The 25102-nt window shown below is 63.4% G+C and carries 24 protein-coding genes; 14 read left to right on the plus strand and 10 right to left on the minus strand.

The annotated features are described in order from the left end of the window. Positions 1 to 24: 24 nt before the first annotated feature. Positions 25 to 1668, minus strand: coding sequence for a lysine--tRNA ligase (locus VWZ81_RS07935; RefSeq protein ID WP_416536710.1), 1644 nt, complete (start codon positions 1666 to 1668; stop codon positions 25 to 27). 432 nt (positions 1669 to 2100) lie between these two features. On the opposite strand from VWZ81_RS07935, the gene VWZ81_RS07940 reads away from it, so the two are divergent. Beyond that, a complete protein-coding gene (locus VWZ81_RS07940; protein WP_416536709.1) occupies positions 2101 to 2523 on the plus strand; it encodes a tellurite resistance TerB family protein in 423 nt (140 codons plus the stop codon). A 148-nt stretch (positions 2524 to 2671) separates the two neighbouring features. Here VWZ81_RS07940 and VWZ81_RS07945 read toward each other — a convergent pair whose 3' ends face one another. Further along, positions 2672 to 3214, minus strand: a complete 543-nt coding sequence (locus VWZ81_RS07945; RefSeq protein WP_416542911.1) for a winged helix-turn-helix transcriptional regulator — start codon at positions 3212 to 3214, stop codon at positions 2672 to 2674. 39 nt (positions 3215 to 3253) lie between these two features. Between VWZ81_RS07945 and VWZ81_RS07950 the strand changes: the two genes are divergently transcribed. After that, on the plus strand, positions 3254 to 3628 hold the full coding sequence (locus VWZ81_RS07950; protein ID WP_416536707.1) for a VOC family protein: 375 nt from the start codon (positions 3254 to 3256) through the stop codon (positions 3626 to 3628). An 87-nt stretch (positions 3629 to 3715) separates the two neighbouring features. On the opposite strand, the gene dacB is transcribed toward VWZ81_RS07950, so the two are convergent. Next, complete coding sequence (gene dacB / locus VWZ81_RS07955) at positions 3716 to 5200, minus strand: D-alanyl-D-alanine carboxypeptidase/D-alanyl-D-alanine-endopeptidase (RefSeq protein WP_416536706.1); 1485 nt, start codon at positions 5198 to 5200, stop codon at positions 3716 to 3718. A 153-nt stretch (positions 5201 to 5353) separates the two neighbouring features. On the opposite strand from dacB, the gene VWZ81_RS07960 reads away from it, so the two are divergent. Beyond that, entirely contained in the window at positions 5354 to 6160 is an 807-nt protein-coding gene (locus VWZ81_RS07960) for a DMT family transporter (protein ID WP_416543031.1), read from the plus strand. Here the strand turns inward: VWZ81_RS07960 and VWZ81_RS07965 are convergent. Next, entirely contained in the window at positions 6140 to 6754 is a 615-nt protein-coding gene (locus VWZ81_RS07965; protein ID WP_416536705.1) for a nicotinate-nucleotide adenylyltransferase, read from the minus strand. The genes VWZ81_RS07960 and VWZ81_RS07965 overlap by 21 nt on opposite strands. Positions 6755 to 6964: 210 nt before the next feature. Between VWZ81_RS07965 and ettA the strand changes: the two genes are divergently transcribed. From ettA to VWZ81_RS07985, 4 genes are all read left to right on the plus strand, one after another. Then, entirely contained in the window at positions 6965 to 8620 is a 1656-nt protein-coding gene (gene ettA, locus VWZ81_RS07970; protein ID WP_340547292.1) for an energy-dependent translational throttle protein EttA, read from the plus strand. A gap of 263 nt (positions 8621 to 8883) precedes the next feature. Continuing rightward, entirely contained in the window at positions 8884 to 9135 is a 252-nt protein-coding gene (locus VWZ81_RS07975; protein ID WP_416536704.1) for a hypothetical protein, read from the plus strand. 199 nt (positions 9136 to 9334) lie between these two features. Then, positions 9335 to 9535 (plus strand): hypothetical protein, encoded by a 201-nt coding sequence (locus VWZ81_RS07980; protein ID WP_416537445.1) that lies wholly within the window; start codon positions 9335 to 9337, stop codon positions 9533 to 9535. Between the two features lie 214 nt (positions 9536 to 9749). Next, positions 9750 to 9968 carry a hypothetical protein gene (locus VWZ81_RS07985; RefSeq protein WP_340547295.1) on the plus strand — a complete coding sequence of 73 codons (219 nt, stop codon included), beginning with the start codon at positions 9750 to 9752 and terminating at the stop codon, positions 9966 to 9968. A 76-nt stretch (positions 9969 to 10044) separates the two neighbouring features. On the opposite strand, the gene trxC is transcribed toward VWZ81_RS07985, so the two are convergent. Beyond that, a complete protein-coding gene (gene trxC / locus VWZ81_RS07990) occupies positions 10045 to 10470 on the minus strand; it encodes a thioredoxin TrxC (protein WP_340547296.1) in 426 nt (141 codons plus the stop codon). Positions 10471 to 10585: 115 nt separating this feature from the next. Further along, positions 10586 to 11827, minus strand: a complete 1242-nt coding sequence (locus VWZ81_RS07995) for a hypothetical protein (protein ID WP_416542912.1) — start codon at positions 11825 to 11827, stop codon at positions 10586 to 10588. Positions 11828 to 12239: 412 nt separating this feature from the next. Here VWZ81_RS07995 and VWZ81_RS08000 point away from each other — a divergent pair, with 412 nt between their 5' ends. Then, positions 12240 to 12791: a L,D-transpeptidase gene (locus tag VWZ81_RS08000; protein ID WP_340547298.1), complete on the plus strand. Its 552-nt coding sequence runs from the start codon at positions 12240 to 12242 to the stop codon at positions 12789 to 12791. Between the two features lie 295 nt (positions 12792 to 13086). After that, positions 13087 to 13293: a cold-shock protein gene (locus VWZ81_RS08005; protein ID WP_014875536.1), complete on the plus strand. Its 207-nt coding sequence runs from the start codon at positions 13087 to 13089 to the stop codon at positions 13291 to 13293. A 111-nt stretch (positions 13294 to 13404) separates the two neighbouring features. Here VWZ81_RS08005 and VWZ81_RS08010 read toward each other — a convergent pair whose 3' ends face one another. Continuing rightward, positions 13405 to 14046: an arylesterase gene (locus VWZ81_RS08010; RefSeq protein ID WP_416536700.1), complete on the minus strand. Its 642-nt coding sequence runs from the start codon at positions 14044 to 14046 to the stop codon at positions 13405 to 13407. A gap of 51 nt (positions 14047 to 14097) precedes the next feature. Here VWZ81_RS08010 and VWZ81_RS08015 point away from each other — a divergent pair, with 51 nt between their 5' ends. After that, positions 14098 to 14814 carry an ABC transporter ATP-binding protein gene (locus VWZ81_RS08015; RefSeq protein WP_340547300.1) on the plus strand — a complete coding sequence of 239 codons (717 nt, stop codon included), beginning with the start codon at positions 14098 to 14100 and terminating at the stop codon, positions 14812 to 14814. After that, positions 14811 to 17330: an ABC transporter permease gene (locus VWZ81_RS08020; protein WP_416542913.1), complete on the plus strand. Its 2520-nt coding sequence runs from the start codon at positions 14811 to 14813 to the stop codon at positions 17328 to 17330. Before VWZ81_RS08015 ends, VWZ81_RS08020 begins: the two co-directional genes overlap by 4 nt. Positions 17331 to 17422: 92 nt before the next feature. Here the strand turns inward: VWZ81_RS08020 and VWZ81_RS08025 are convergent, their stop codons facing one another. Continuing rightward, complete coding sequence (locus VWZ81_RS08025; protein WP_416536697.1) at positions 17423 to 17887, minus strand: RrF2 family transcriptional regulator; 465 nt, start codon at positions 17885 to 17887, stop codon at positions 17423 to 17425. Positions 17888 to 18124: 237 nt separating this feature from the next. Between VWZ81_RS08025 and VWZ81_RS08030 the strand changes: the two genes are divergently transcribed. Then, positions 18125 to 18712, plus strand: a complete 588-nt coding sequence (locus VWZ81_RS08030) for a gamma-glutamylcyclotransferase family protein (protein ID WP_416542914.1) — start codon at positions 18125 to 18127, stop codon at positions 18710 to 18712. Continuing rightward, positions 18709 to 19932 (plus strand): DUF2254 domain-containing protein, encoded by a 1224-nt coding sequence (locus tag VWZ81_RS08035; RefSeq protein WP_416542915.1) that lies wholly within the window; start codon positions 18709 to 18711, stop codon positions 19930 to 19932. The genes VWZ81_RS08030 and VWZ81_RS08035 overlap by 4 nt, the downstream gene beginning before the upstream one ends. A 254-nt stretch (positions 19933 to 20186) precedes the next feature. On the opposite strand, the gene gltX is transcribed toward VWZ81_RS08035, so the two are convergent. Then, positions 20187 to 21512, minus strand: coding sequence for a glutamate--tRNA ligase (gene gltX / locus VWZ81_RS08040; protein ID WP_340547305.1), 1326 nt, complete (start codon positions 21510 to 21512; stop codon positions 20187 to 20189). A gap of 194 nt (positions 21513 to 21706) precedes the next feature. Here gltX and VWZ81_RS08045 point away from each other — a divergent pair, with 194 nt between their 5' ends. Then, a complete protein-coding gene (locus VWZ81_RS08045; RefSeq protein WP_340547306.1) occupies positions 21707 to 23224 on the plus strand; it encodes a diguanylate cyclase in 1518 nt (505 codons plus the stop codon). A 108-nt stretch (positions 23225 to 23332) separates the two neighbouring features. Here VWZ81_RS08045 and VWZ81_RS08050 read toward each other — a convergent pair whose 3' ends face one another. Next, a complete protein-coding gene (locus VWZ81_RS08050; protein ID WP_416536693.1) occupies positions 23333 to 24991 on the minus strand; it encodes an NAD+ synthase in 1659 nt (552 codons plus the stop codon). Positions 24992 to 25102: the final 111 nt, after the last annotated feature.

Consider the following 25102-nt stretch of genomic DNA (forward strand, 5'->3'; position numbering starts at 1 on the left):
TTCCGTTGACATATGGCTGCGGAGTCAGACCAGCTCACCTGCCAGCGCCTGATCAATCAGCGTGATGGTGTCCTCGACCCCGTAAAGGGCGATGAACCCGCCGAAACGAGGCCCCTGCGTGGCGCCCAGCAGCACCTCGTAGATGGCCGAGAACCAAGCGCGCAGCGGCTCGAACCCGTGGATCTTGCCGATGGCAAAGACAACGGATTGCAGGAATTCCTCATCCGCGAAATCGGCCTCGGGCAGCGGGTCGGTGCTGCCTGCGATTTCGTTCTTCTTGGCAATCGCGGCCAGCGCGGCTTCGGGCGATTTCAGCGCATCCGCCAGATCCTGAAGCGCCGCACGCTCCTGATCGGTGGGCAGGCGATAGGTCTTTGCCGGTTTCACGAAATCGTTGAAATAGGCCACCGCAAAGCCCGCCGCCTGATCCATGGTCGGATTGCTCTCTGGCGTCGCGTCGGGGGCGTATTTGTTGATGAAGCCCCACATGGTTGCCTTGTCCTCGGCGCTGGAGGCCGAAGCAAGGTTCAACAGCATCGAGAATGGCACCACCATATCCGACTGCGGCACATCGCCTGCGTGGATGTGCCAGACCGGGTTGTTCAGCTGTCCCTTCAGATCCTGGGTGTGATAGGCGCGCAGCTGCTGGTGGTATTCGTCCACCGCCTTGGGGATCACATCGAAGTGCATCCGCTTCGCCGTCTTGGGCTTCAGATACATGAAATAGGCCAGGCTCTCGGTCGAGGCATAGGTCAGCCATTCATCAATGGAAATCCCGTTGCCCGAGGTCTTGGAGATCTTCTGACCGTTGGCATCGAGGAACAGCTCATAGGTGAAATGCTCCGGCGCCGGGACGCCCAGCACCCGGCAGATGCCATCATAGATCGGCGTATTGGTGGAGTGATCCTTGCCGTACATCTCGAAATCAACGCCAAGTGCCGCCCAGCGGGCGCCGAAGTCGGGCTTCCACTGAAGTTTCACGTTGCCGCCGGTCACCGGCAGGGTCCATTCCTTGCCGTCCTCGTCGTCGAAGGTGATGGTATAGGTCTCGGCGCAGACCTTCTTCATCGGCACATAGAGCACGCGGCCGGTGTCCGGGTGGATCGGCAGGAAGATCGAATAGGTCTGACGGCGCTCTTCGCGCAGGGACTTCAGCATGATCGCCATGATGTCGTCGTATTTGTCGACGGCGCGCTTCAGGATCTCGTCGAACTGACCGGAGCCGTAGAATTCGGTGGCCGAATAGAACTCATACTCAAAGCCGAAGGTATCAAGGAACCGGCGCAGCATGGCGTTGTTATGATGGCCAAAGCTCTCGTATTCGCCAAAGGGATCCGGCACCGAGGTCAGCGGCTTTTGCAGGTGGTCCTGCAGGCTGTCGGCATTTGGCACGTTGCCGGGGATCTTGCGCATCCCGTCGAGATCATCCGAAAAGCAGATCAGCTTCGTCGGAATATCCGAGATCACCTCGAAGGCTTTCTTGATCATCGTGGTGCGGGCCACCTCGCCAAAGGTGCCGATATGCGGCAGGCCAGAGGGGCCATAGCCGGTTTCGAACAGGACATAGCCCTTTTCCGGCGCGCCCTTGGCATAACGTTTGAGAACCCGGCGGGCTTCTTCAAACGGCCAGGCTTTGCTCTTCAGAGCTTCTTCGCGCAGATCAGACATCATGTTCTCCATCGGCAACCGGAGGTGGCTCCGGTCGGACTGCTAGCCCCCCGTCTGCGGCGCTGTCTCGGGCGCCGGTGACTGCGGGCGGCTCACCACTGCCGGGCGCCCCATGCACCCGGTCGGCCTCACCTATGGTGAGCGGCGATACGTGTCAAGAAACCGCAGTGTTTCAGCACCAGAATAGCGCCCCAACAGCGCCCAAACGGCCCCAATGTCGCGCGATTTGCGCGGTCCCGGCGGCGATCCCGCAGCGGCCTGCATTCTGCTGGCCCCTCGACCCGCCCCCGCCTGCTGCGCGCCCCTCGCCGCACCGGTGAAGAGCGGGAGGCGGCAGCGGATTTCACCCGGTGACGCATTGACCCGTTGATTGGGCCGGGGGGGATGCCTATTCTTGTTCACGAACCCGTGCCAATTTACTGGAATCCCACAATGAACACCCAGACCGCCCACCCCTTTACCCCGCAGGATTGCCTCGTTGCGCTGATGGTGGCGGTCTCGGCCTCGGATGAGAATATCCGCACCGCCGAGCTGGTGAAAATCCAATCCGCCGTCAACATGCTGCCGGTCTTTGCCGATTACGACATCGACCGGATGAACCGCACCTCGCAGACGGTGTTTGACCTTTTTGAGCAGGAGGACGGGCTGGATGCGCTGTTCGGCCTGATCCGCGAGGATCTGCCCGAGCGGCTGTTTGAGACCGCCTATGCACTGGCCTGCGATGTGGCCGCGGCCGATGGCAGCCTTGCCGAGTCGGAGCTGCGGCTGCTGGAAGAAATCCGCTATGAGCTGAATATCGACCGGCTGCACGCCGCCGCCATCGAGCGCGGCGCCCGCGCCCGCCATATGGTCTGAGGCAGGCACCACGGCTGCACCGGGCGCGAACGCCACAGAAGATCCGCTGCCGGGGCCAGAGAAGGGCCGCGAACACTCACGCGCTCAAGGGGCCGCGAGGCGGGGGGCTTCCCCGACCTCAGCCATCTGTGACTAAATCGCCTGTTGTCTAGATGCCGGTGAATTCTGGGGCCATGACCTGGCTTATCAGACCACCGGTGTTCACCGCGTGATAGATAGACCGGGGCGGGCGGGCCGCACCATCCACGCTGCGGCACACCCAGCTTTTTGCTTCCATTGATTTCAATGACTGCGACAGGGCCCGATCCGTTATTGTCGGCAGGTTTCGCTTGATGTCGCTGAAATGACTTGGTCTGTGAAGCGTTGTCAGAACCGGCAATGTCCATGACCGGCGCAGCAGGGGCCGGTCGTCCTCGCACGCGACATCGTGGATCTTGCAGGCGATGGCTGCGGCTGCCGCGCCTGATTGAGTGAGCCGAAATTCGGGGCGTAGCGGATGACCGTAGCCCGGGTTGCGCTCAATCAGGCCAAGGTCAATCAAGTGATCCATACTTTGCGCAAAGGCGGTCCGGCTGGCACCGGTCGCAGCCAGCAACGGCGCCTGCCGCCCGGCGATACCGGAACTGAGGCTCGACAGAATGGGCATTGCCCAGGCCCTGGATGTGATGTTGACAAGCGTCGTTATGTCCATAAAGTATAGTTAGTATATTTTAGATCATAAGGAAAGCCCATGTCACTCGTTTCAGTAGATCAAACCATCACCATCGCAATGTCGGTCAAGGATCGCCACGCCAGCGCCAAATGGTACGAAACCATGTTGGGCTTTGAGCTGCTCTATCATGCTGACGAGGCAGGCTGGTCCGAGGTTCAAACCAACACGCCCGGAGTCGCAATCGGCCTTGGCGAGCACACCAAGCCCGCGCCGGGAAACTGCGTCCCTGTCTTTGGCTGCGCTGATCTGGAGTCGGCCCGGCAGAAACTGGAACAGGCCAACGTCAAATTTGATGGCGAAACGGATGTGGTCGAAGGCATGGTCAAAACCGCGACCTTCTACGACCCCGACGGCAACGCGCTGATGCTCGCACAGGATTTGACCGGCGGTTAAAGCTGATCGGCCGGAGCCGTGGCAGAGCCGCAAACCAGGTAACGGGCCACGCCTGATACGCCCGCGCGCCATTCGCATCTCCACGGCTCAGCTGCCGTAGACGCGGCCCCAGCGTTCGATCAGGCTCTGTTGCAGCTTTTTGGCGCGGCGGTTCCAGCTTTGCGCGCCTTTGGGGCGCTCGCGTTCGGCGCGGGGTATGCGTGCGCGGGCCTGCTGGTCGGCGCTGAATATGGCAAAGGCCAGCACGGTGCCGTCGGTCGCGGTCATGAAGCCGCCCAGACCCGATACGAAATTGAGCGTGCCGGTCTTGGCGGTGACCTTGATCGGATGCGCTTTCAGCACGCGCCCCTTACTGTCGCGCATCGGGAAGGATTTGAGCAGCGGTTTCAGCCGCCCGTCCCGATAGGAGGCCACCAGCGCGCTGACCATGTCATCCGGTGTGATCCGCGACGCCTCGCCCAGACCGGAATGATCCACCAGCCGGGTATTGGTCATGCCATAGGTTGCCGCAGCCCAGCTGTTCATCGCCGCCGCCGAATCCTTCAGCGTGCGCGGCCGGCCACCACGCGCCTGCGTTGCCGCAAGGCCAATCATCTCGGCCATCAGATTGTTGGAATATTTCAGCGTCGCCTTCAGCATCAGATCAAGCGGCGGGCTGTTGTGATGGGCCACCACCTGCCCCGAGGGCGGCGCGTTGGCCGGTTTCGGCGCGCCCAGCTTGATCCCGTTCGCGCGCGCCATGGTGCGGAACACATCGGCGGCATAGGCGCCCGGATGGCGCACCGGCAGCCAGCGCGCGCCGCCTTTGCCCAGAGCCTGGCTGGCGACGGTCCAGTGATCGGTGTCGTTGCGTTCGGAATAGCTGTAGACCGGCAGGCTGCGCTGCGCGATCTTCATCGTGGCAACGGAGACTTCTGGGCGATATTTCTCGGTGCGCGCATCCATGGTCACCGCCCAGCCCTGCCCTGCGCGTTTCCATTCGAAATGCACCCGGTTGTAATTGAGCGCGAGGCCAGAAATGGCCGGGCTGTAGCCGACGTGATCGGGCTGACCCGGGTCGATCGAGGCGATCTGCGGCAGCGCCCCCTCCCAGATCCGGAAGGCACCGCGCACCTCGCGGACGCCGGCCGCCTTCAGCGCCTGCGCGAGCCGCGCGAGATTGTCGGTGTTGAGCATCGGATCGCCGCCGCCCACCAGCACCAGATCGCCGCCGACCACGCCGCCGCTGATCCCGCCGGTGGCCACAATCTGCGTGGTAAAGCGATGGTCCGGCCCCAGCGCATCGAGCGCATAAAGAGCGGTCAGCGCCTTGGCGACGCTGGCCGGCGGCAGGGCTGACGCAGCGCCCTCGGCTTCAAGCCGCAGTCCGCTTTTGACGTCCGCCACGGCGCAGGCAATCTGCCCAGAGAGGCCCGCGCGCGCCAGGAGCCCCTTCAGCCCGCCGCCGGCGCTGATCAGGCTGGCAGGATCCCGTGCCACCGGGCGCAGAGAAACAGCCGGCGCATTGGCCAGGGCTGTCTGCGCCGCCACGGAGGCAAGGCCGGAGGTCAGAAAAAATCGTCGCGAAATCATATCAGCAATAGTCTACTCAAAACCCCTACAATTCTGCAAACATGCGGCAGGTTATTATGCCGCAGCCCGACAGCCCCCCGACCGCAAACTGGCGGCTTTTCTTTGACCGAGCCGCCTGCTACCGCTGACGCGATGGTACGGGCAGTGATGATCATGTTTGTCGCCATGTCAATGATCCCTGCCGGGGACCTTTGCGGGAAACTGCTCACATCGGGCGGTCTGGCGACACCGGGATTCGTGGCCTGGTCTCGATTTGCAATCGGCACAGCGATGGTGGCGCCGTTTGCCTTGCGCAGTGCCTATCCGCTGCTGGCCGACTGGCGGCTGTGGCTGCGCGCGGCGCTGCTGAGCGGCGGTATCCTGTCGATCCAGATCGCATTGAAGACCGAACCGCTGGCAAATGTGTTTGCCGCCTTTTTTGTCGGGCCGATGGTCAGCTATGTGCTCTCCGTCCTGCTGCTGCGCGAACCTGCGACGCTGGCGCGCAGCCTGCTGATGGCGCTGGGATTCTGCGGCGTGCTGCTGGTGGTGCGGCCCGGGCTGGGAGGCTCGGTCAATCTGATCTGGGCGGTTCTGGCGGGGGTGTTCTACGGCGGATTTCTCACCACCTCGCGCTGGCTGTCGCATCTTGGCACGCCGCTGCAGCTGAGCCTGACCCAGCTGTCGATCAGCGCGCTGCTGACGCTGCCGCTGGGGCTGACCGCCCTGCCCGCGCCTGGACTGGCGACTGCGGCGCTGACCTTTGGCAGTGCGGGGTTTTCGATGCTGGGCAATCTGCTGCTGCTCTTTGCCTATGCGCAGGCACCCGCGTCACGGCTGGCGCCGCTGGTCTATTTCCAGCTGATCGCCGCCGTCTCGCTCGGCTGGCTGGTCTTTGATCAATGGCCTGATTTGCTGACCTGGGCCGGTCTGTGTGTGGTCATCAGCGCCGGTCTGGTCTCAGCGCGGCTGCGTCGCTGACCAATCGCCACGCGCCCGGATCGCGCTTGAGCTGATATTGACCATCGGCACGTTCACAAAACACCAGGCCGGGGCCTCGGCATGAGCCAGCAGACGGCTCTGCCCACCTTTCAGCCGATACGGTGCATAAAGCCGCGCGGCAGGCGACAGCCGCGCCGAGATCCGCTCACCCGGTCGCGCCAGCACCCCAACGGGTACGGTGTCCAGAATCTGCCGCCAGTCTTTCCAGCGGTGGAAATCGGCCAGATTATCCGCCCCCATCAACCAGACAAAGCGCACGCCGGGATGGCGCTGCCGCAGCAGGCGCAGCGTCTCGGCCGTGTAGCAGGTGCCGACATCGGCCTCGATCCCGCTGATCTGCACACGCGGATGGTCCATCAGCGCCCGCGCGGCGGCAATCCGGCGGTCAAGCGGCGCTGGCGGGTGCGCCTTAAGCGGATTGCCGGGCGACACCAGCCAGACCAGCTGATCCAGCCCAAAGCGTTTGAGCGCTGCCAGCGAGATGGCACGATGCCCCTGATGCGGCGGATCAAAGGACCCGCCCAGAAGGCCAACAGTGGTACCGGGCGGAATATGGGGCAAGCGGTGCATCATGCCTGCCTTGATGCACATAGTTGAAAGAGAGATCAATCAGCTGTTGCAGGCTCTGGTTGCGAAACTGTGAAAGCCGCCCCGCCAGTCTTTGCGATCATGGCGGCAGGCGTGCACGCCCGGCGCCCCCGCCCCTGCATCCCGCATTGCCCCCGCCTTTCCCATCCGCTATCACACCAGCCAGCAAATTCCCCCCTTACACGGAGCTGTCTCATGGCTGCCTATCAATACGTCTACCACATGCAGGGGGTCTCCAAGACCTACCCCGGTGGCAAGAAATGCTTTGAAAACATCCACCTGTCCTTTCTCCCCGGTGTGAAAATCGGTGTTGTCGGCGTCAACGGCGCCGGTAAATCGACGCTGATGAAGATCATGGCGGGTCTCGATACCGATTTCACCGGTGAGGCCTGGGCCGCCGAGGGCGCCAAGGTTGGCTATCTGCCGCAGGAGCCGAAGCTGGACGAAAGCCTGACCGTGCGTGAAAACGTCATGCTGGGCGTCGCCGGGAAAAAGGCCATTCTTGATCGCTACAATGAGCTGGCGATGAACTACTCGGACGAGACCGCCGAGGAAATGGCCGAGCTGCAGGACAAGATCGACGCCGAGAACCTCTGGGATCTGGACAGCCAGATCGACGTCTCGATGGAGGCGCTGCGCTGCCCGCCGGATGATGCCGAAATCGCCAACCTGTCTGGTGGTGAGCGCCGTCGCGTGGCGCTCTGCAAGCTGCTGCTTGAAGCACCCGACATGCTGCTCCTCGACGAACCGACCAACCACCTTGATGCGGAAACCATCGCCTGGCTGCAACAGCATCTCATCGACTACAAGGGCACCATCCTCTGCGTCACCCACGACCGTTATTTCCTGGATGACATCACCGGCTGGATCCTCGAGCTGGACCGGGGCCGCGGCATCCCCTACGAGGGCAATTATTCCAGCTGGCTGGAACAGAAGGCCAAACGTCTGGAGCAGGAAGCGCGCGAAGACAAATCCAAGCAGAAGACGCTGGAGCGCGAACTGGAATGGATGCGTCAGGGCGCCAAGGCGCGTCAGGCCAAATCCAAGGCCCGGATCAACGCCTATAACGATCTGGCCAGCCAGTCCGAGCGCGAGAAACTGACCCGCGCCCAGATCGTCATCCCCAACGGCCCGCGTCTGGGGTCCAAGGTGATCGAGGTCTCGGGCATCTCCAAACATTACGGCGACAAGCAGCTGGTGGAGAACCTGTCCTTTGACCTGCCCCCCGGCGGCATCGTCGGCGTGATCGGTCCCAACGGTGCGGGTAAATCGACCCTGTTCCGGATGCTGACCGGCCAGGAACAGCCCGATGAGGGCAGCGTCAGCTATGGCGATACCGTGAAACTGTCCTATGTCGACCAGTCACGCGACGATCTGAACGACAATGACACCGTCTGGGAAGCCATCTCCGGCGGCGCCGAGATCATCGAGCTGGGCGACGCGCAGGTCAACTCCCGCGCCTATTGCTCGTCGTTCAACTTCAAGGGCGGCGACCAGCAGAAGAAACTGTCGCTGCTGTCGGGCGGTGAGCGCAACCGGGTCCATATGGCGCGGCTGCTGAAAGAGGGCGGCAACGTGCTGCTGCTTGACGAACCGACCAACGATCTGGACGTCGAAACCCTGCGCGCGCTGGAAGACGCACTGGTCGATTTCGCCGGCTGCGCCGTGGTCATCTCGCACGACCGTTTCTTCCTCGACCGGATCTGTACGCATATTCTGGCCTTTGAGGGCGACGCCCATGTGGAGTGGTTCGAGGGCAACTTCGAGGACTACGAAGAAGACAAGAAACGCCGCCTGGGCCCCGACGCGCTGGAGCCCAAGCGTCTGAAGCACAAGAAGTTCGTGCGATAAGTGAGCTTCAGGGGGTGATGCGATACCAGCTCACCCCCTGAAGTCTTCAAATCACTCCTTCCCAAAAAGGCTTATTCGGCGTCGTCCTCTTAATAGAGGCGGGCGTCGCCTCTTATCCGGCTTCCCAGGTCGTCGTGTTCCCTTTGTCGGAACCAACCCGTTCCCACAGCCGCCATGACCCCGGCATAATTTGAACAAAATTAACCCTATTCTGAGATTTGCCGGGGCCTGTGCCCGTCGGCGAACCACAGAAGGGTGAGAGCATGGCAGGAATCGGGATCTTGGTAGGCGTCATTGGCGGGCTGAATGCGGCCGTATTGGGCTATACGCTGATCGGCCTGTCCTTCGGCATGAGCCTGCTGCTCTATCCGCTGTTCGGAGTGCCCTCGGCGATGCTGGCCATCCTGCTGCTGTGGACGCAAAAGGCCGCCCGCGATGCGCTGGCGGACAAGGCCGGGGACAAGCGGGCGCACGGAGCACATCAGGGGCTGTCGGCGAAACCCGCGCGGGCCTGATTTCCGCCGCAGCTGACCACTCCACGGGTCAAATACGTGCGATATGCGCACCAAAACAGCCCGTCGCGGTCACAATTCCAGAATAAGCTGCAACACATACCAATATACTCGCCATCTGACCGTAAGACATATTGATTGCATCGCCTGTTTCAGGGCAATTTCCCCTCAGTTGAGTGAGGGTGATATGGCTTGGTTGGCGATGTTGACGAGTACCGGTGTGACGATGATGGTCACGGTGATATACTATGTGGCGTACAACCTGCCCATCTGGGGGCTTCTTCTGCTCTATAGTGGCATCAGCAGCCTGCTTGGCGTCGGCCTCACCGTGGCGCTGGTCCTGAAAAGCGGCGGCTTCCCGCGCAGACGCCCAGAGCAAAATTCGCAGGATACATCAATTTGACACCCTCCACACGCGCAGCGAAGATCGCGCATCCAACTGATATTTTCAATTGAAATCATAGTATTACACATAATTCAGCAGATCCCATCACCTGCGCCACCCCCGATGTTAACCAAATTTAAAGACAATTTGAGCTATCTTGCTCGAACACAGAGAGTTGCACTCTGCCTGAAAAATTGTAGATTAAATGCGACTCAACCTAAGAGGTATAAACATGGCATGGATCGGGATCATTGTCGGTACTTTTGCAGGGATTTTCTCTGCGGTCGCCGCCTATACCCTCTATGCGCTGCCACTTTGGTATAGTTTGCTGCTCTACCCCACCGTTGGCACAACCGCCGCCATTGTGACCATGCTTGCAATGCTGCATCTGCCGCCGGGTCTGCGCCCGATGATGCCGCCGGACGGGGATGAAACCCACCGCATGGCCTGAGCCGACCGCAGGACCTGAGCCGACCGCAGGGCCAAAGCCCCCTTATCCGCGTTTCGATATCAGCCGAGCCTCCGGCTCATCCCTTCGCCCAGCTCACGATCTGGCCTGCGCGCAGGGCGCCTGCCTGCCGTTTCTGTTCCTTGCCGCGCACAAAGCGGACAAGTGTCGGGATCCCTTTGATCCGATAGCGTGCGCCGGTGGACTGATGGGTCTGGGTGTTCAGCTTGACCAGCCGCACCTGTCCCTGCAGCGTTTTTGCCGCCTTGGCATAATCCGGGGCCATCATCTTGCAAGGACCACACCAGGGCGCCCAGAAATCCACCACCAGCGGCAGGTCATCCTGCGCTGCGGCCTTTTGCAGGGTCGCCGGGTCGACATCGACCGGCGTCGAGGGGATCAGCGCAGCCCCGCAGGTGCCGCATTTGGGGCCGGCGGCCAGACGGTCCTCGGGCACGCGGTTCAGCTGGGCACAGCTGAGGCAGGTCAGGGTCTTGGCACCCATGGGGCAATCTCTCCTTCGCATCACTGACCGCCGAGGCGGCGTGGCGCCTGTATTCAGGCCAGATATACTGGCCAGAGGCGGCAGGACAAGCCCTGCCCGCGCTGGTGCCCACCCGCTAGAAGGTGAGCTTGGCGCCCAGAATGACGCTATGCGAGCGCACGCTGGCATCGCCTGTGCGCCGGGGCAGGATCAGCGGCACAAAGCCATCGTTGAACAGATATTCCGCCCCCAGCGTGACATTCGGGGCCAGCGCAACCTCCATCCCGAGGATGATCTGCGACATCGACTCCCATTCGGTGCCGGAGGCGCCTTGCCGCCCGTGGCTGGCGGAGAGTGAATAGACCGCCGGACGTCCCAGCACCTCCCCCCGGTAGCGCCCCTGCAGCGTCAGCGCGCTGACCTTGTGATCGGTGGCAGGCCAGCGGTCGGTGGTCTGAGTGAACTCGGCCATGACGTCGAAGCGCTCTGCGCTGAGGGTGGCGTGAATATCCCAGGCGCCGTTCCAGCCCCGGTCGATGCCGCTTCCGGGGGGATGATGGGCAATGGTGCTGTCGTAGATCGTGCCGCGCAGAAAACCGGCCCCCAGTTTCAGCCCCATACCATTGGCCAGCGGAATGCGATGGGAGGCGTTCAGCGCGTAATTGGTGTAGTGATCATCGTTCTTCGGGCTGCTGATCACCCGGTTGCCCCGGTGGTTGCGAATGATCGACAGCGCCAGTTCGGTACGCTCGGTGATATAACCGATCTCGATCAGCGGATCCTTGGTCTGGGCCCAGAAGTAATGGCTGTTATGGGTATGGGTGAAGGGCGCATAGCTGGCAAAATTGCCAAAATTCACCGTCTTGCGCCCAACCGCCAAATAAAAGGGCGAGCGGTCCAGATCACCAACCGCCAGCCAGGCCTTGCGCAGCTGGATGTCGTTCTGGCCGGGATATTCGACCTCGGTATATTCGCCCTGCACAACCGCTGTCAGCAGCGGGGTGGTGGCGGTCGCGATCAGCGAGATATCATTGATCACACCATAGGTATCGGTGGTGCCGCTGGTGTGGGTCGGCGGCAGCCGCGACAGGATCGGAAATTTGCCGGGCGTATTGGTGTTCTCATAGATCACCGTGCCCAAGAAGCGCCCGCCAAAGGTGATCCGATTGACCCCGAGCTGCCCCGATTGCCGCGCGCGCAGGGCAATGGCGACCTTGTTGGTCACATCTTCCTGACGGTCCAGCATCCGTTCTGAATAACGCAGTGAGGTGGCGAGAAACCCCGCATCTTCCTGAGCCTCAACCCGGTCCGCAGCCGCGAGGCCGACAGCCATAATCAGCGCGGCCACTGCCGCGCGCCCCCCAAATGAAACAGTCACAATGGTTACTCCAGTATACCCCCGACAAACCGCCAGACGGGCTGTAAACAGCCACCGGCCGGTTTCGGACGGGATCGCAGACCTGCAACGCAGAAGCCGAGAAATAGCCCCTGTCCGGGCCTGAGACCTCCGGCAGAGCTGCCCCCGCAGCCGTGCCGACATGACGCCCTCAAACGAGAAACCCGCCGGAAATGACGGTGGATCAGAAACGCGATCCGATCACAGGATATCACAGCTTCGTGATATCACGAAGCCTGATTTGCCAATGTCCTATGGCCCATCAGGGCATCGCGCTGTTGCACCAACGTCGCGCCGTCTGCCCGCAACTGTGGCCGTGTGGGCGCCGCTATTGACCGGATTGTTCGCGCACCGCAGACTGATGGCATCTGTTCCAAAACCGAAAGAGCCACGCATGTTGTCACGCCGCGCCTTTCTGGCCAGCTCCGCCGCCGCCTCTCTCTGGCCTCAGATCGGGTCAGCCGAAACGGCCTTTGACCCCACTCCGCAGGAGGTCCGCATCAAGAAGCAATTCGCCCCCGGGCAAATTCTGGTGCTGCCGCGATCCTATTACCTTTATTATGTGACAGAGCCGCGCCGGGCGCGCCGCTATGGCGTTGGCGTCGGGCGGGCCGGTCTTGAATTCACCGGCACCGCCGTCATCCAGGCCAAGAAAGAATGGCCAACCTGGCGCCCGACGGACGAGATGATCGAACGCGATCCGCGCAGCTATGCCCGCTTTGTCGATAATAAATACATCCAGCCCGGTGGCACTGATAACCCGCTGGGCGCGCGCGCGCTCTACCTGTTTCAGAACGGCATCGACACCTATTTCCGCATTCACGGCACCAATCAACCGCAAACGATTGGCCATTCCGTCTCCAACGGCTGCATCCGCATGACGAACGAGCATATCGTCGACCTCTACGAACGGGTGCCCTTGGGAACCGTGGTGACGGTGCTCTGATCAGGACCAGACCAAGGTGGCAGCGCGTGATTTGTTGGCGCATCGGCGCCAGCTTGCCTGTCCGGGTGCCAAGCCCCGCCGATGGCCATCCACAGCGCCTCTGGCAGCGCCAAACTGACAGGCACCCCCCGCTATAACACTTGCACCGAGAGGACATTGGCGACAAGATCGTTCCCGCAAGGTTACGCAGAACTCATCGCTGTCCTAGGAGGCTCGGTCATGAATACGCAATGACATTGCCGGGCTGTCGCATGTCGCGGACAGGGATTTAGAGTAAGACTGGGAGAAGAAGACGATGGCCACAGGCACCGTCAAATGGTTCAACACCACCAAAGGTTACGGTTTCATTGCACCCGATGCGGGTGGCAGCGATGTGTTCGTACATATTTCCGCCGTTGAGCGGTCGGGGCTGACCGGCCTCGCGGACAACCAGAAAGTGACCTATGAGCTGCAACCGGGTCGTGACGGCCGCGAGTCTGCGGTGAATATCGAGCTGGCCTAACCCGCCTACCCGAAGAAGATCAGCTGTCGGCCCCCTTTCGGGGCCGTCTTTTGTTGTGGCGCCCAGTCATCTGCCGCAGCACCTCTGCGGTCATCCCGTGGCGGCCCCGCGTCAGCGGTCCACCCTGGCCACCAGATCCAGCACCTTCGGGCCGATGGCCGCCACATTCAGCGCCACGCCTTTTGCGTTGGGGTGAATGCCGTCCTCCTGTAGATACGGCCCCGCCGCCTGCGGATCATTGCCGGTTGCCGCGCGGATCCCGGCAAGGCTGTCGTCATGCAGCAGCGCGCCATAGTCGCGCGCCAGCTCGGGGAAGATTGCGTCGAATTCTGCTTTGAAGTCGGCGCCATAGTTACCTGGCGCCGCGATACCAACCAACAGCACCGGCACCGCATTGGCCTTGGCGACCTCCAGAATACGGACGAGATTGGCGCGGCTCTCAGCCGGGGCGATCCCGCGCAGCAGGTCATTGCCGCCCAATGCGACGATCAGCGCATCCGGCCCGTCGGCCAGCGTCCAGTCGATCCGCGCCGCGCCACCCGCCGTGGTATCGCCGGAGACACCGGCATTGATCAGGCGCACCTCAGCCCCCTGTTCCCCCAGCCAGCGCTGTAGCTGCGGCACCCAGCCCTGCCCCTGCGGCAGCCCGTAGCCCTGCACCAGACTGTCCCCCAAAGCCGCCACCCGAACCGGATCGGCCTGCGCAACTGCGGCAGTTAATATAAAAATCAATCCGGCCATTATCTTGCGCATTGGTAGAAAGGCTCCATATCGAGAGTGATCCCAAAACAGGCGCGACGTCACATGCAGTCCAGCACGATCCCCCAGTCCGACCCTATCCTGAACCTCCAGCATGCGTCTTTGTCGCTGGTTGGCAATACCGGACCTGTCGAAATCCTGCATGACATCTCGCTTGCGGTCGAAAGCGGCGAGACGCTGGGCCTGATTGGTCCCTCCGGGTCGGGCAAATCCTCGCTGCTGATGGTGATGGGCGGTCTGGAACAGGCAACCGGCGGCACCGTCTCGGCGCTGGGGCAGGACCTGACCGCGATGGATGAGGATGCGCTGGCCCGGTTTCGCCGCGACAATATGGGTGTCGTGTTCCAGAGCTTTCACCTGATCCCCACCATGACGGCGCTCGAAAATGTCGCCACCCCGCTGGAGCTGGCCGGGCACAGGGATGCCTTTGACCGCGCGCAGGCCGAACTGGAGGCCGTGGGGCTCGGCCATCGTGCCGGTCACTTCCCGGCGCAGATGTCAGGTGGTGAACAACAGCGTGTGGCACTGGCACGCGCCCTGGTGACCCGCCCGCGGATCCTGCTGGCGGATGAGCCGACGGGCAATCTGGACGCCACCAACGGCGATGCGATCATGGACCTGCTGTTTGACCTGCGCGACCGCTATGGCGCGACGCTGATCATGGTCACCCATGCGCCGGAACTGGCGGCGCGCTGTGACCGGGTGATCCGGCTGCGCGATGGCCGTCTCGACCTTGCCGCCGCGCGCGAGGCCGCTGAATGAACACCTTGTCGCTGGCGACACGCTTTGCCATGCGGGAGCTGCGCGGCGGGCTGCATGGGTTTCGCGTTTTCCTGATCTGTCTGGCGCTGGGGGTGGCGGTGATTGCCGGGATCGGCTCGCTGCGCTCGGCGATTGAAACCGGGCTGAGCGAGGAAGGCGCGGTCTTGCTGGGCGGGGATGCCGAACTGGGCTTTACCTATCGGCGCGCCAGCCCAGAGGAACAGGCCTGGATGGAGGCCAATGCCCTGCGCCGCTCCGAGGTGATCGACTTCCGGTCGATGGCAGCTGTCGGTGAGGAACGCGCCCTGACGCAGGTGAAGGCGGTAGACAGCGCCTATCCACTGGTTGGCACGGTGCGGCTCTCGCCGGATCTGCCGCTGCCACAGGCGCTGGAGGGCGCCGGGGACCTGCCCGGCGGCGTGATGCAGCGGGTGCTTGCGGATCGGCTGGGCCTCTCTGTTGGTGACCGCTTTGCCCTTGGCACCCAAAGCTTTGTTCTGACCGCACTGCTGGAGAATGAACCGGATGCCGCCAGCGCGGGCTTCACGCTGGGGCCACGCACCATCGTTCGCAGCGCTGACCTGGCCCGATCCGGCCTGTTGCAGCCCGGCACGCTGTTTTCCAGCAAATACCGGCTGACCCTGCCCGAAGGCACCGATCTGGAGCAGCTGAAATCCCGCGCCGAAGCCGAGCTGGACAACAGCGGTATGCGCTGGACCGACGCCCGTAACGGCGCACCGGGCATCGCCACCTTTGTCGAGCGGCTGGCCGGGTTTCTGGTGCTGGTTGGCCTCTCCGGGCTGGCTGTGGGCGGCATCGGCGTCTCAGCCGCCGTGCGCGCCTATCTGGCGGGCAAGACCGCGACCATTGCCACCCTGCGCACGCTGGGCGCCGACCGCCGGACGATCTTTCTGACCTATTTTCTGCAAATCGGGGCGCTGGCGCTGCTTGGTGTTGCGATTGGCCTCGTGATCGGCGGGCTGGCCCCGGTGCTGCTGGGGCCGCTGATTGCGGCGCAGCTGCCGTTTCCTGCGGTCTTTGGCATCTCGGTCCCGGCGTTGAGCGAAGCGGCGCTTTACGGGCTGCTGACGGCTTTTGTCTTTGCGCTCTGGCCGCTGGCCCGCGCCGAGCGGATCCGCGCTGCGGCGCTGTTTCGTGACGCGCTGGACAGCCGCAGCCGCTGGCCTGCCCCCCGCTATATCGTCGCCACGGCTGTCTCGGTGGCGGCGCTGATTGGTTCTGCCGCGCTGTTCAGCGGCGCGATTGAGCTGACGCTCTGGACCGCTGCGGGGCTGATCGGCGCGCTGGCGGTGCTGTTGCTGGCCGCACTGGTGCTGGGCTGGATCGCCCGCCGCGCCGCGCCGCTGACCCGTGGATATCCGGCGCTTCGATGGGCGCTTTCGGCGATTGGCACCTCTCGCGATGGCGCCGTGCCGACCGTGCTGGCCCTGGGGCTGGGGCTGACCGTTCTGGCCGCGATTGGTCAGGTCGACGGCAATATGCGCCGCGCCATCGAAGGCAACCTGCCCGATGTGGCGCCCTCCTATTTCTTCGTTGATATCCAGCGCGATCAGATGCCGGATTTCCTCGCCCGCGTGGAGCAGGACCCGGCGGTTGATCGCGTGCAGAGCGCACCGATGCTGCGCGGCATCCTCACCACCATCAACGGCCAGCCCGCAACCGAGGTGGCAGGCGATCACTGGGTCGTCCGGGGCGATCGCGGCATCACCTATGCCGCCAAACAGCCAGACACCACCCAGATCGTCGCGGGCGCGTGGTGGCCCGAAGAGTACACCGGCGCGCCGCAGGTCAGCTTTGCCCGCGAAGAGGCCGAGGAGCTGGGTCTCAACCTTGGCGACACGCTGACGCTCAACCTGCTGGGCCGCGACATTACCGCCACCATCACCAGCCTGCGCGAGGTCGATTTTTCCACGGCGGGCATGGGCTTTGTCATGGTGCTGAACGAAAGCGCGCTTGCAGGGGCCCCGCACAGCTATATCGCCACGGTCTATGCCGAACAGGAGGCCGAAGCCCAGATCCTGCGCGATCTCGCCAAGGCGATGCCGAACATCACCGCGATCCGGGTCCGCGATGCGCTGGACCGGGTGTCGGACCTGTTGCGGCAGCTCGCATCTGCCACCGCCTATGGTGCCGCGGCAACGCTGCTGACCGGTTTCATGGTGCTGATTGGCACCGCCGCCGCCGGCGAACCTGCCCGCCGCTACGAGGCGGCTGTCCTCAAGACGCTGGGCGCGCCGCGACGGCAGATCCTGATCAGCTTTGCGCTCAGATCAGTGTTTCTGGGCGCCGGGGCCGGCCTGGTCGCGCTGACGGCCGGAATGACCGGGGCCTGGGCCATCAACACCTATGTGTTCGAAAGCGATTATCAGGTGATCTGGAGCAATGCGCTGGCGATCATCAGCGGCGGCATCCTGACCACGCTGCTGGCCGGGCTGGCCTTTGCCTGGCGGCCCCTTCAGGTGCGCCCGGCCCGGATCCTGCGGGCCCGCGACTAGGCCACACCGCGGCCTCTGGGGCCGCGCTTGCGGGGCCGCCCGCCACAACACCAGCCACGACGTCAGCCACGGCGGGCGGGCGCCAGAGCATCTCAGCTGGCGTAGCGCGCGCAGCCGGTCGAAACCGGCGATTGGAACAGGGCAAACAGCGCATCATTGTCGCAGACCAGCGCCTCCAGGGTGATCCCGTCCAGCGATCGGTAGAAGGCCTGCGCCGCATCGGTGAGGGCAATCCGCAGCCGACAGGCCGAAACCAGCGGGCAGGTATTGTCGGCATCGGCAAAACACTCGACCATCGGCACCGTGCCCTCGACCGCGCGAAAGACATCGCCAATGCCGATTTCCGCCGCGGGCCTGCCCAGCGACATGCCCCCGTTGCGCCCGCGCTGCGTATGCAGATAGCCCAGCTGCGCCAACTGGTTGATCACCTGCGCCAAATGGTTCTCCGAGATATTGCAGCGCGCGGCAATTTCGGATTTGGTAACCAGGCGGTCCGCATGGGCTGCACAATACATCAACAGCCGCACTGCAATATTTGTCCGTTTCGTGATCCGCATGATCGCCCCTCCGAGGTGCCTTGTCGCAAGATCATGACATGGCCGCACAAAGGCCACTTTGACATGTATCAAAGCCGCACGCGCTTTCGCCTGCCCCTGCCCCTGACCCTGCCCCTGCCGGGTCCCGCTGCGCCGCCCGCAGGCAGCGCCGACGCAGGGCAAACGGTGGGCGACAGACCCCGCCTGCCTGTGGCGGTCAGCGCCGCTGAGACAGACATCGCCAGTCAGGAGATCTGAATGCCCGCCCCCGTTTCCCCAGCCCCCTATTTCTTTGGCTACGGCAGCCTGGTGAACACGCGCACCCATGGCTACGGTCAGGCCCGCCCCGCGCGACTCAGCGGCTGGCGCCGGGCCTGGGTGCATACCGATCTGCGCCCGGTTGCCTTTCTCAGCGCCGTGCCCTGTGACAGAACCACCATCGACGGGCTGATCGCCGAGGTGCCGGGGGCCGACTGGGCGGCGCTTGATGACCGCGAATTTGCCTATGAACGGCTGCCTGCCAGCGGCGCGGTCCAGCATGATCTGAACCCGGAGACGGATATCGCGGTCTATGCGGTGCCCGGCCACAGCCAGCGCGCGGCCAGCCTGCGCCATCCGATCCTGCTCAGCTATCTCGACGTGGTCATTCAGGGCTATCTGGACGTCTTCGGCGCCGATGGTGTCGCCGCCTTCGTGCGCACAACCGATGGCTGGGACGCGCCGATCCTGAACGACCGCAGTGCCCCGCGATATCCCAGAGCGCAGAGGCTGACTGCTGAAGAGCTGGATCTGGTCGATCAGCATCTGCTGGCGCTTGGCGCGACCGTTATCGGGGCAGATCAGTGATTTCCCGCACCCTGCTCTATGTCCGGCGGATCACCCGGCAACTGTGGTTCCGGGTTGTGCTGCTCTCGGCCTGTTCGCTGCTGGCGCTGGCCATCGCCCCCTGGCTCACGCCCTTCATCCCCGAAGATCTGGGCGAACGCTTTGGCCGCGAGGCGGCGCTGCCGGTGCTGACCATCCTTGCCTCCGGGATGCTGGCGGTCACTACATTCTCGCTCAATGTCATGGTCTCGGCCTATCGTACGGCCGCCGCCACGGCGACGCCACGGGTCTATCGCCTGCTGCTGGAGGATACGATCACCCAGAGCGTATTGGCCACCTTTGTCGGCGGGTTTGTCTTCAGCCTGAGTGCGGTGATCCTGTTCCGCGCCGGGTTCTACAGCGAGGATGCCGCCATCGTGGTCTTTGCCATCACCGTCGGAGTGGTGGCGCTGATCGTCGTGGCGATTTTGCGCTGGATTGACCATCTGTCGGGACTTGGCAGCATGGATCACACGCTGCGCCTGATCGAAGAGCGCAGCCGCACCAGCCTGCGCCAGCGGGCCGAAGCGCCCTGTCTGGGCGCCGCCTGCGCCGAGGATGACACCAGATTTCAGCAGCAGGGCCGGGCCATCCCGGCGCAGGCCTCGGGCTTTGTGCGGTTTGTCGATGTCGCAGGGTTGCAGACGCTGGCCGAAGAGGCCGAGACCAGGATCGCCATCCACCGCACCCCCGGCGAATTCGTGCTGCGCGGGCGGCCGGTGGCCTATGCCGAGACCGGCGAGGAGACGCTCTGCGAGGCGGCCAGCCGCTGCATCGAAATCGGTGATGTGCGCAGTTTCGATCAGGATCCCTCCTTTGGCCTGACGCTGCTGGCGGAAACCGCACAGCGCGCCCTGTCGCCCGGTGTCAATGATCCCGGCACCGCGCTGGAGGTCATGGGGCGGCTGGAACGGCTGCTGTGGGAGAATACCCCGGATGAGGCCGAGCCTGACGCGCGCGACGTGTCCTTTGACCGGGTGATGATGCCTGCGGTCTCGGCCCGGCACCTGCTGTCCTGCGCCTTTCCGCCTATCGCCCGCGCCGGCGGCGACGACCCTGCGGTGATCGACTGGATGGACAAGGCGCTCTCGGCGCTGGCGCATCATCCCAACCCGGCCATGGCCAAGGCCGCCGCCGACCTGCGCGATGGCAAGCGGAAGGGAGATGACCAAGAGGGAGACCAGGAGGGAGAGCCGAAGTGACACCCGACGGCGGGCCCAAAGGGCGGCGGCCAAGGCGGCTCCCGCCCGCGCAACAGGGCAGATCTGCCCTGCCCTGAGCGCAGTTGGGCATGGCAGACCGCCTACAGGCGGTCTGCGGCGCCGCGCGGGCGCGCGGCGCCCGGCCCAACCGCAGAGGTGGCTTCTGTGATGCCACCGATGTGGGCGGGAGCACCCCGGACAGCACAAAGGCGGCCCCCTATGGTGCCGCGTTTGCATCAGACAGTCGTCAAAGCTCAGCCGCGGGCGCGGACCGTTTCCATCAGCGCCAGCAGAGCGGACATGTCGGGGCCGCGCTCCATGCCGGTCACGGCTTTGCGCAGCGGCATGAACAGCCCCTTGCCCTTGCGGCCCGTCGCCTCTTTCACAGCAGCGGTCCATGTGCCCCAGCTCTCGCTGTCGTAGGGGCCTTCGGGCAGCAGCGCCATCGCCTCGGCGATGAAGTCCTTGTCCTCATCAGCCACCAGCGGCTCGGCGCCGTCGCGGCACAGATCCCACCAGCCCGCCAGATCCTTCAGCGTGGTGATGTTCTCCTTGGCCATATCCCAGAATGCGGCCTGTTTCTCTGCCGGAACCCCCAGCGCGTCCACATGGGACTGCACGGCCTCCAGCGGCAGTGACTGCAAATACCGGGCGGTCAGCGGGTAGAGATCCTGCACATCGAACTTGGTCGGCGCAGCGCCAAAACGGTTGATGTCGAACCCCTCGATCAGCTCTGCCAGCTCCGCGCGCAGCTCAACCGGGTCGGAGGAGCCAAGGCGCGCCATCAGGCTCAGCAGCGCCATCGGCTGCACGCCCGCTTCACGCAGATCGCGCAGGGCCAGCGTGCCGAGGCGTTTGGACAGCGCCTCACCCTGCGGGCCGGTCAAGAGCGAGTGATGCGCAAAGGAGGGGACAGTGCCGCCGAGCGCCTCGATGATCTGGATCTGGGTGGCGGTGTTAGTGACATGGTCAGAGCCGCGCACAACATGGGTCACGCCCATTTCCGTGTCGTCCACTACCGAGGCCAGCGTATAGAGGAACTGGCCGTCGCCACGGATCAAGACCGGGTCCGAGACCGAAGCGGCATCGATGGAGATATCGCCCAGGATACCATCGGTCCACTCGATCCGCTCCTGATCCAGCTTGAAGCGCCAGACACCATCGCCGCGCTCGGCGCGCAGCTTGGCCTTGTCGTCCTCCGACAGGTTCAGCGCAGCGCGATCATAGACCGGCGGCTTGCCCATGTTCAGCTGCTTCTTGCGCTTCAGGTCCAGTTCAACCGGCGTTTCAAACGCCTCGTAGAACCGGCCGATCTCGCGCAGCTTGTCGGCCGCGGCGACATAGCGGTCAAGACGTTCGGACTGGCGTTCGACACGGTCCCAGGTCAGGCCCAGCCATTCCAGATCCTGCTTGATGGCATCGACATATTCTTCTTTCGACCGCTCCGGGTCGGTGTCGTCGATGCGCAGGATGAAGCTGCCGCCGGCCTTGCGGGCGATCAGATAGTTCATCAGCGCGGTGCGCAGATTGCCAACGTGGATATAGCCGGTCGGCGACGGGGCAAATCGGGTGGTTGTCATCACAAGTCTCCTGTTGCCCTGCCCCATGTCACATAGGCGACGTTTTGTCCAGTTGCGGCGCAGTCGCCAACGGTTGATCCCAAGTCGTCTCAAACTGTCCGCGTTTTTCAGGGGGCGGCTTAGATTTCGTTCAGACTTCCTGTGTCAGCCTGTCGCAGCACTGACGATTATTGGTACGAAGAATGGGGTCTCCCGTGAACAAAGTGATCCCGAGCGACATGTTGCAGGCGGAGAGTTTGCCTGAACCCTCCCATGCGCGGCTCATGGATGTGTTGAACAAGCTGGATCAGGGCGTGATGGTCTGGACCGAGGACGGGCATTGCCAGGTCTTCAACGAACGGCTGCTTACCCTGCTGGAGCTGCAGAATGGCGACATCTTTCCGGGCTATTCGCGCGAGGCGTTTTTTGCCACCGCCGTCAGGCTGGGCCATGTGACCGAAGACAGCGCCAGACAGGCCGAACAGGATTTCAGCTCTGACAAGGAGCGGTTTTCGGCAACCCGCAGGATGCCGTCGGGACGGCGCCTTCAGATCGACACCCGCAGGCTGTCCACCGGCGGCTTTGTCTCCTGCTACACCGATGTGACCCAGATCGAGCGCAGTGCGCGGGACCTGACATTGGCGCGCCAGGCCGCCGAGGAGGCGGAGCTGACCGCGCTGAAGACGCTTGCGGCGGAACAGTCCTGGCGCGAAGAGGCCAAGCTGCTGTCGCAGCTCGACGTCTGGCTGCATTCCTGCAAATCCCAGGAGGAGCTGTTCCGCATTGTCAGCGCCTTCATGGCGAAGCTGTTTCCGCAATCCCAGGGCGAGCTTTACATCTACTCCAACTCGCGGGACGTTCTGGATGGCAAATGCCACTGGGGCGGGGCCGAGGTCCATGACCACATCTTTGCCGATGCCTGCTGGGCGCTGCGGCGCGGGCGGCAGTATCTCTATTCTGCGGATAAGATCGCCTTTCCCTGCGCCCATGTCGAGGAGCAGCCTGCCACCGATGAGCATGGCGATTACGTCTGTTTTCCGGTGGTCGCCCATGGCAATACCGTCGGTCTGCTGCATGTGAAATTTGCACCGGAAACCGACCCCAAGCGCAAGGTGGCGCTGCATCGCCTTGCCCTGCGCTGCGGCGAACATATCTCGCTGGCGGTGGCCAATGTCCGCCTGCGCGACGAATTGCACGACCAGTCCACCCGCGATCCGCTGACCGGTGTCTACAATCGGCGCTATTTCCTCGGCGAGCTGCGCAATGCGGTGGCGCTGGCCGACCGGCGCGCCAGCCAGCTGGGAGTGCTCAGCTTTGATGCGGACCGGTTCAAGACCTTCAACGACACCCATGGCCACGATGCGGGCGACATGGTGCTGCGCGCCATTGGCGACACGCTGAAGGATCTGTTCCGCAATGGCGAGATCTGCTGCCGGATGGGCGGCGAGGAATTTGCCGTCTTCCTGCCGGATACCGACAAGGAACAGACGATGGAGGTCGGCGAAGCGCTGCGTGTCGCGATTGAGGAAATCACGCTGCGCTATGGCTCCGGCACGCTGCCGCGTGTCACCATCTCCATCGGCGTTGCCAGCTTCCCCGAGGATGGCCTGCTGCCGCAGGATCTGATGCACGCCGCTGACCGCGCGCTTTACGCGGCAAAGGATGCAGGCCGCAACTGCGTCGTGGATTGCCAGGAAGCCGATCCCGCCAACGGCCCCTTCTCCGGCAGCTGACCTCGACCGAACGTATGCGATGCTCCCGCCTTGGCCGCACCTTTGGCCGCAGGGACCAGCCCGATATCGCTGACACCAACGGGTGGATCCCAGCGCCTTACTGGTCGGTCAACTGGGGTCGCGCCAGCGGTTCACGATCGGATACCGACGATCCAGCCAGAACGCGCGCGGTGTGAGCCGCGCACCGGGGGCTGACTGAAAGCGTTTGTATTCGCTGATATAAATCAGGTGTTCCACGCGTTTTGCCGTCTCCCGCGAGAACCCGGCCGCAACGCAATCAGCAATCGAACCGTCCCTATCCACCAGGATCTCCAGCAGCGCGTCCAGTTCAGGGTAATCCGGCAGGCTGTCGCTGTCCTTCTGATCGTCGCGCAGCTCGGCGCTCGGTGGCTTGTCGATGACCGAGGGGCGGATGACCTCCCCTTCCGGCCCCATCATCCAGTCGCGGTGATTGGCATTGCGCCAGCGGCAGGTCTCGAACACGCGGGTCTTGTAGAGATCCTTGATCGGGTTGTAGCCCCCCGCCATATCGCCATAGATCGTGGCATAGCCCACGGCGACCTCGGATTTATTGCCGGTGGTCAGCAGCATCTCGCCAAATTTGTTGGACATCGCCATCAGGAGAAGCCCGCGCAGGCGCGACTGGATGTTCTCCTCGGTCAGCCCCTCCTCCATCCCGGCAAACAGCGGCGCCAGCGTGTTGGTGATCGCGGCGCGCCCCTCGGCAATCGGGACGTAGTCGTAGCGCACGCCCAGCGCCTTTGCCACCGCTTCGGCATCGTCAAGCGAGGCCTGCGAGGTATATTCGGACGGCAGCATCACGCAGCGCACATTCTCAGCCCCCAGCGCATCGACCGCGATCGTGGCGACAATGGCGGAATCGACGCCACCCGAGAGCCCCAGCAGCACCTTCTTGAAGCCGGTCTTGCGCATGTAATCACGCAGCGAAAGCGTCATGACGTGGTAATCCTGCTCCCACTCATCCGGCAGCACCGCCTTGGGGCCATCCACGGCGCGCCAGCCCTCGGCGGTCCGCTCCAGATCCAGATGGCAGATATCTTCGCGCAGGACCGGCATCTGCAAGGCCAGCGCCCCGCCCGGATTCAGCACAAACGAACCACCATCAAAAACCTGATCATCCTGGCCGCCCACCATATTGAGGTAGATCACCGGCAGATCGGTCTCGATCGAGCGGGCCACAATATGGTTGAGCCGCACATCCATCTTGTTGCGATAATAGGGCGATCCATTGGGGATCAGCAGGAACTCCGCGCCGGTTTCGGCCAAGGTTTCGGCCACATCCTCATACCAGCTATCCTCGCAGATCGGGCTGCCGATCCGGGTATCGCCAACCGCATAAGGACCGCCCAGCGGGCCCGCATCAAAGATCCGCACCTCGTCAAAGACGGTGGCATTTGGCAGGTGATGTTTCAGCACCTGCGTGGTGATCTTGCCGCCCTTCAGGATCAGATAGGCGTTGTACAACCTGTCGCCCTCGACCCAGGGGCTGCCGATCGCCAGCGCCGGACCATCGGCACAATCGGCGGCCAACCGCTCAACCTCGGCAATGGCAGCACGGTGGAAAACCGGCTTCATCACCAGATCCTGCGTGTTGTAACCGGTAATGAACATCTCTGGCAGGGCGACCAGATCAGCACCTGCCTCGCGGCCTGCGGCCCAGGCCTCGCGGGCCTTATCTGCATTGCCAGCCAGATCCCCGACGGTGGGGTTCAACTGGGCCAGTGTCACGCGAAAACGATCAGCCATCCTGCTTGCGTCCTTCGATAATCCTGCCTTCTGCCATTAAACAGATCACGCTGCGAGGGAAAGACCGCAGTGGCAAAAGACATTGCGACGGCGGCGGCTGTGGCATAGTTT

Source organism: Phaeobacter sp. JH20_34, assembly GCF_048056095.1.
In the GTDB taxonomy this organism is placed as follows: Bacteria; Pseudomonadota; Alphaproteobacteria; order Rhodobacterales; family Rhodobacteraceae; genus Phaeobacter; species Phaeobacter bryozoorum.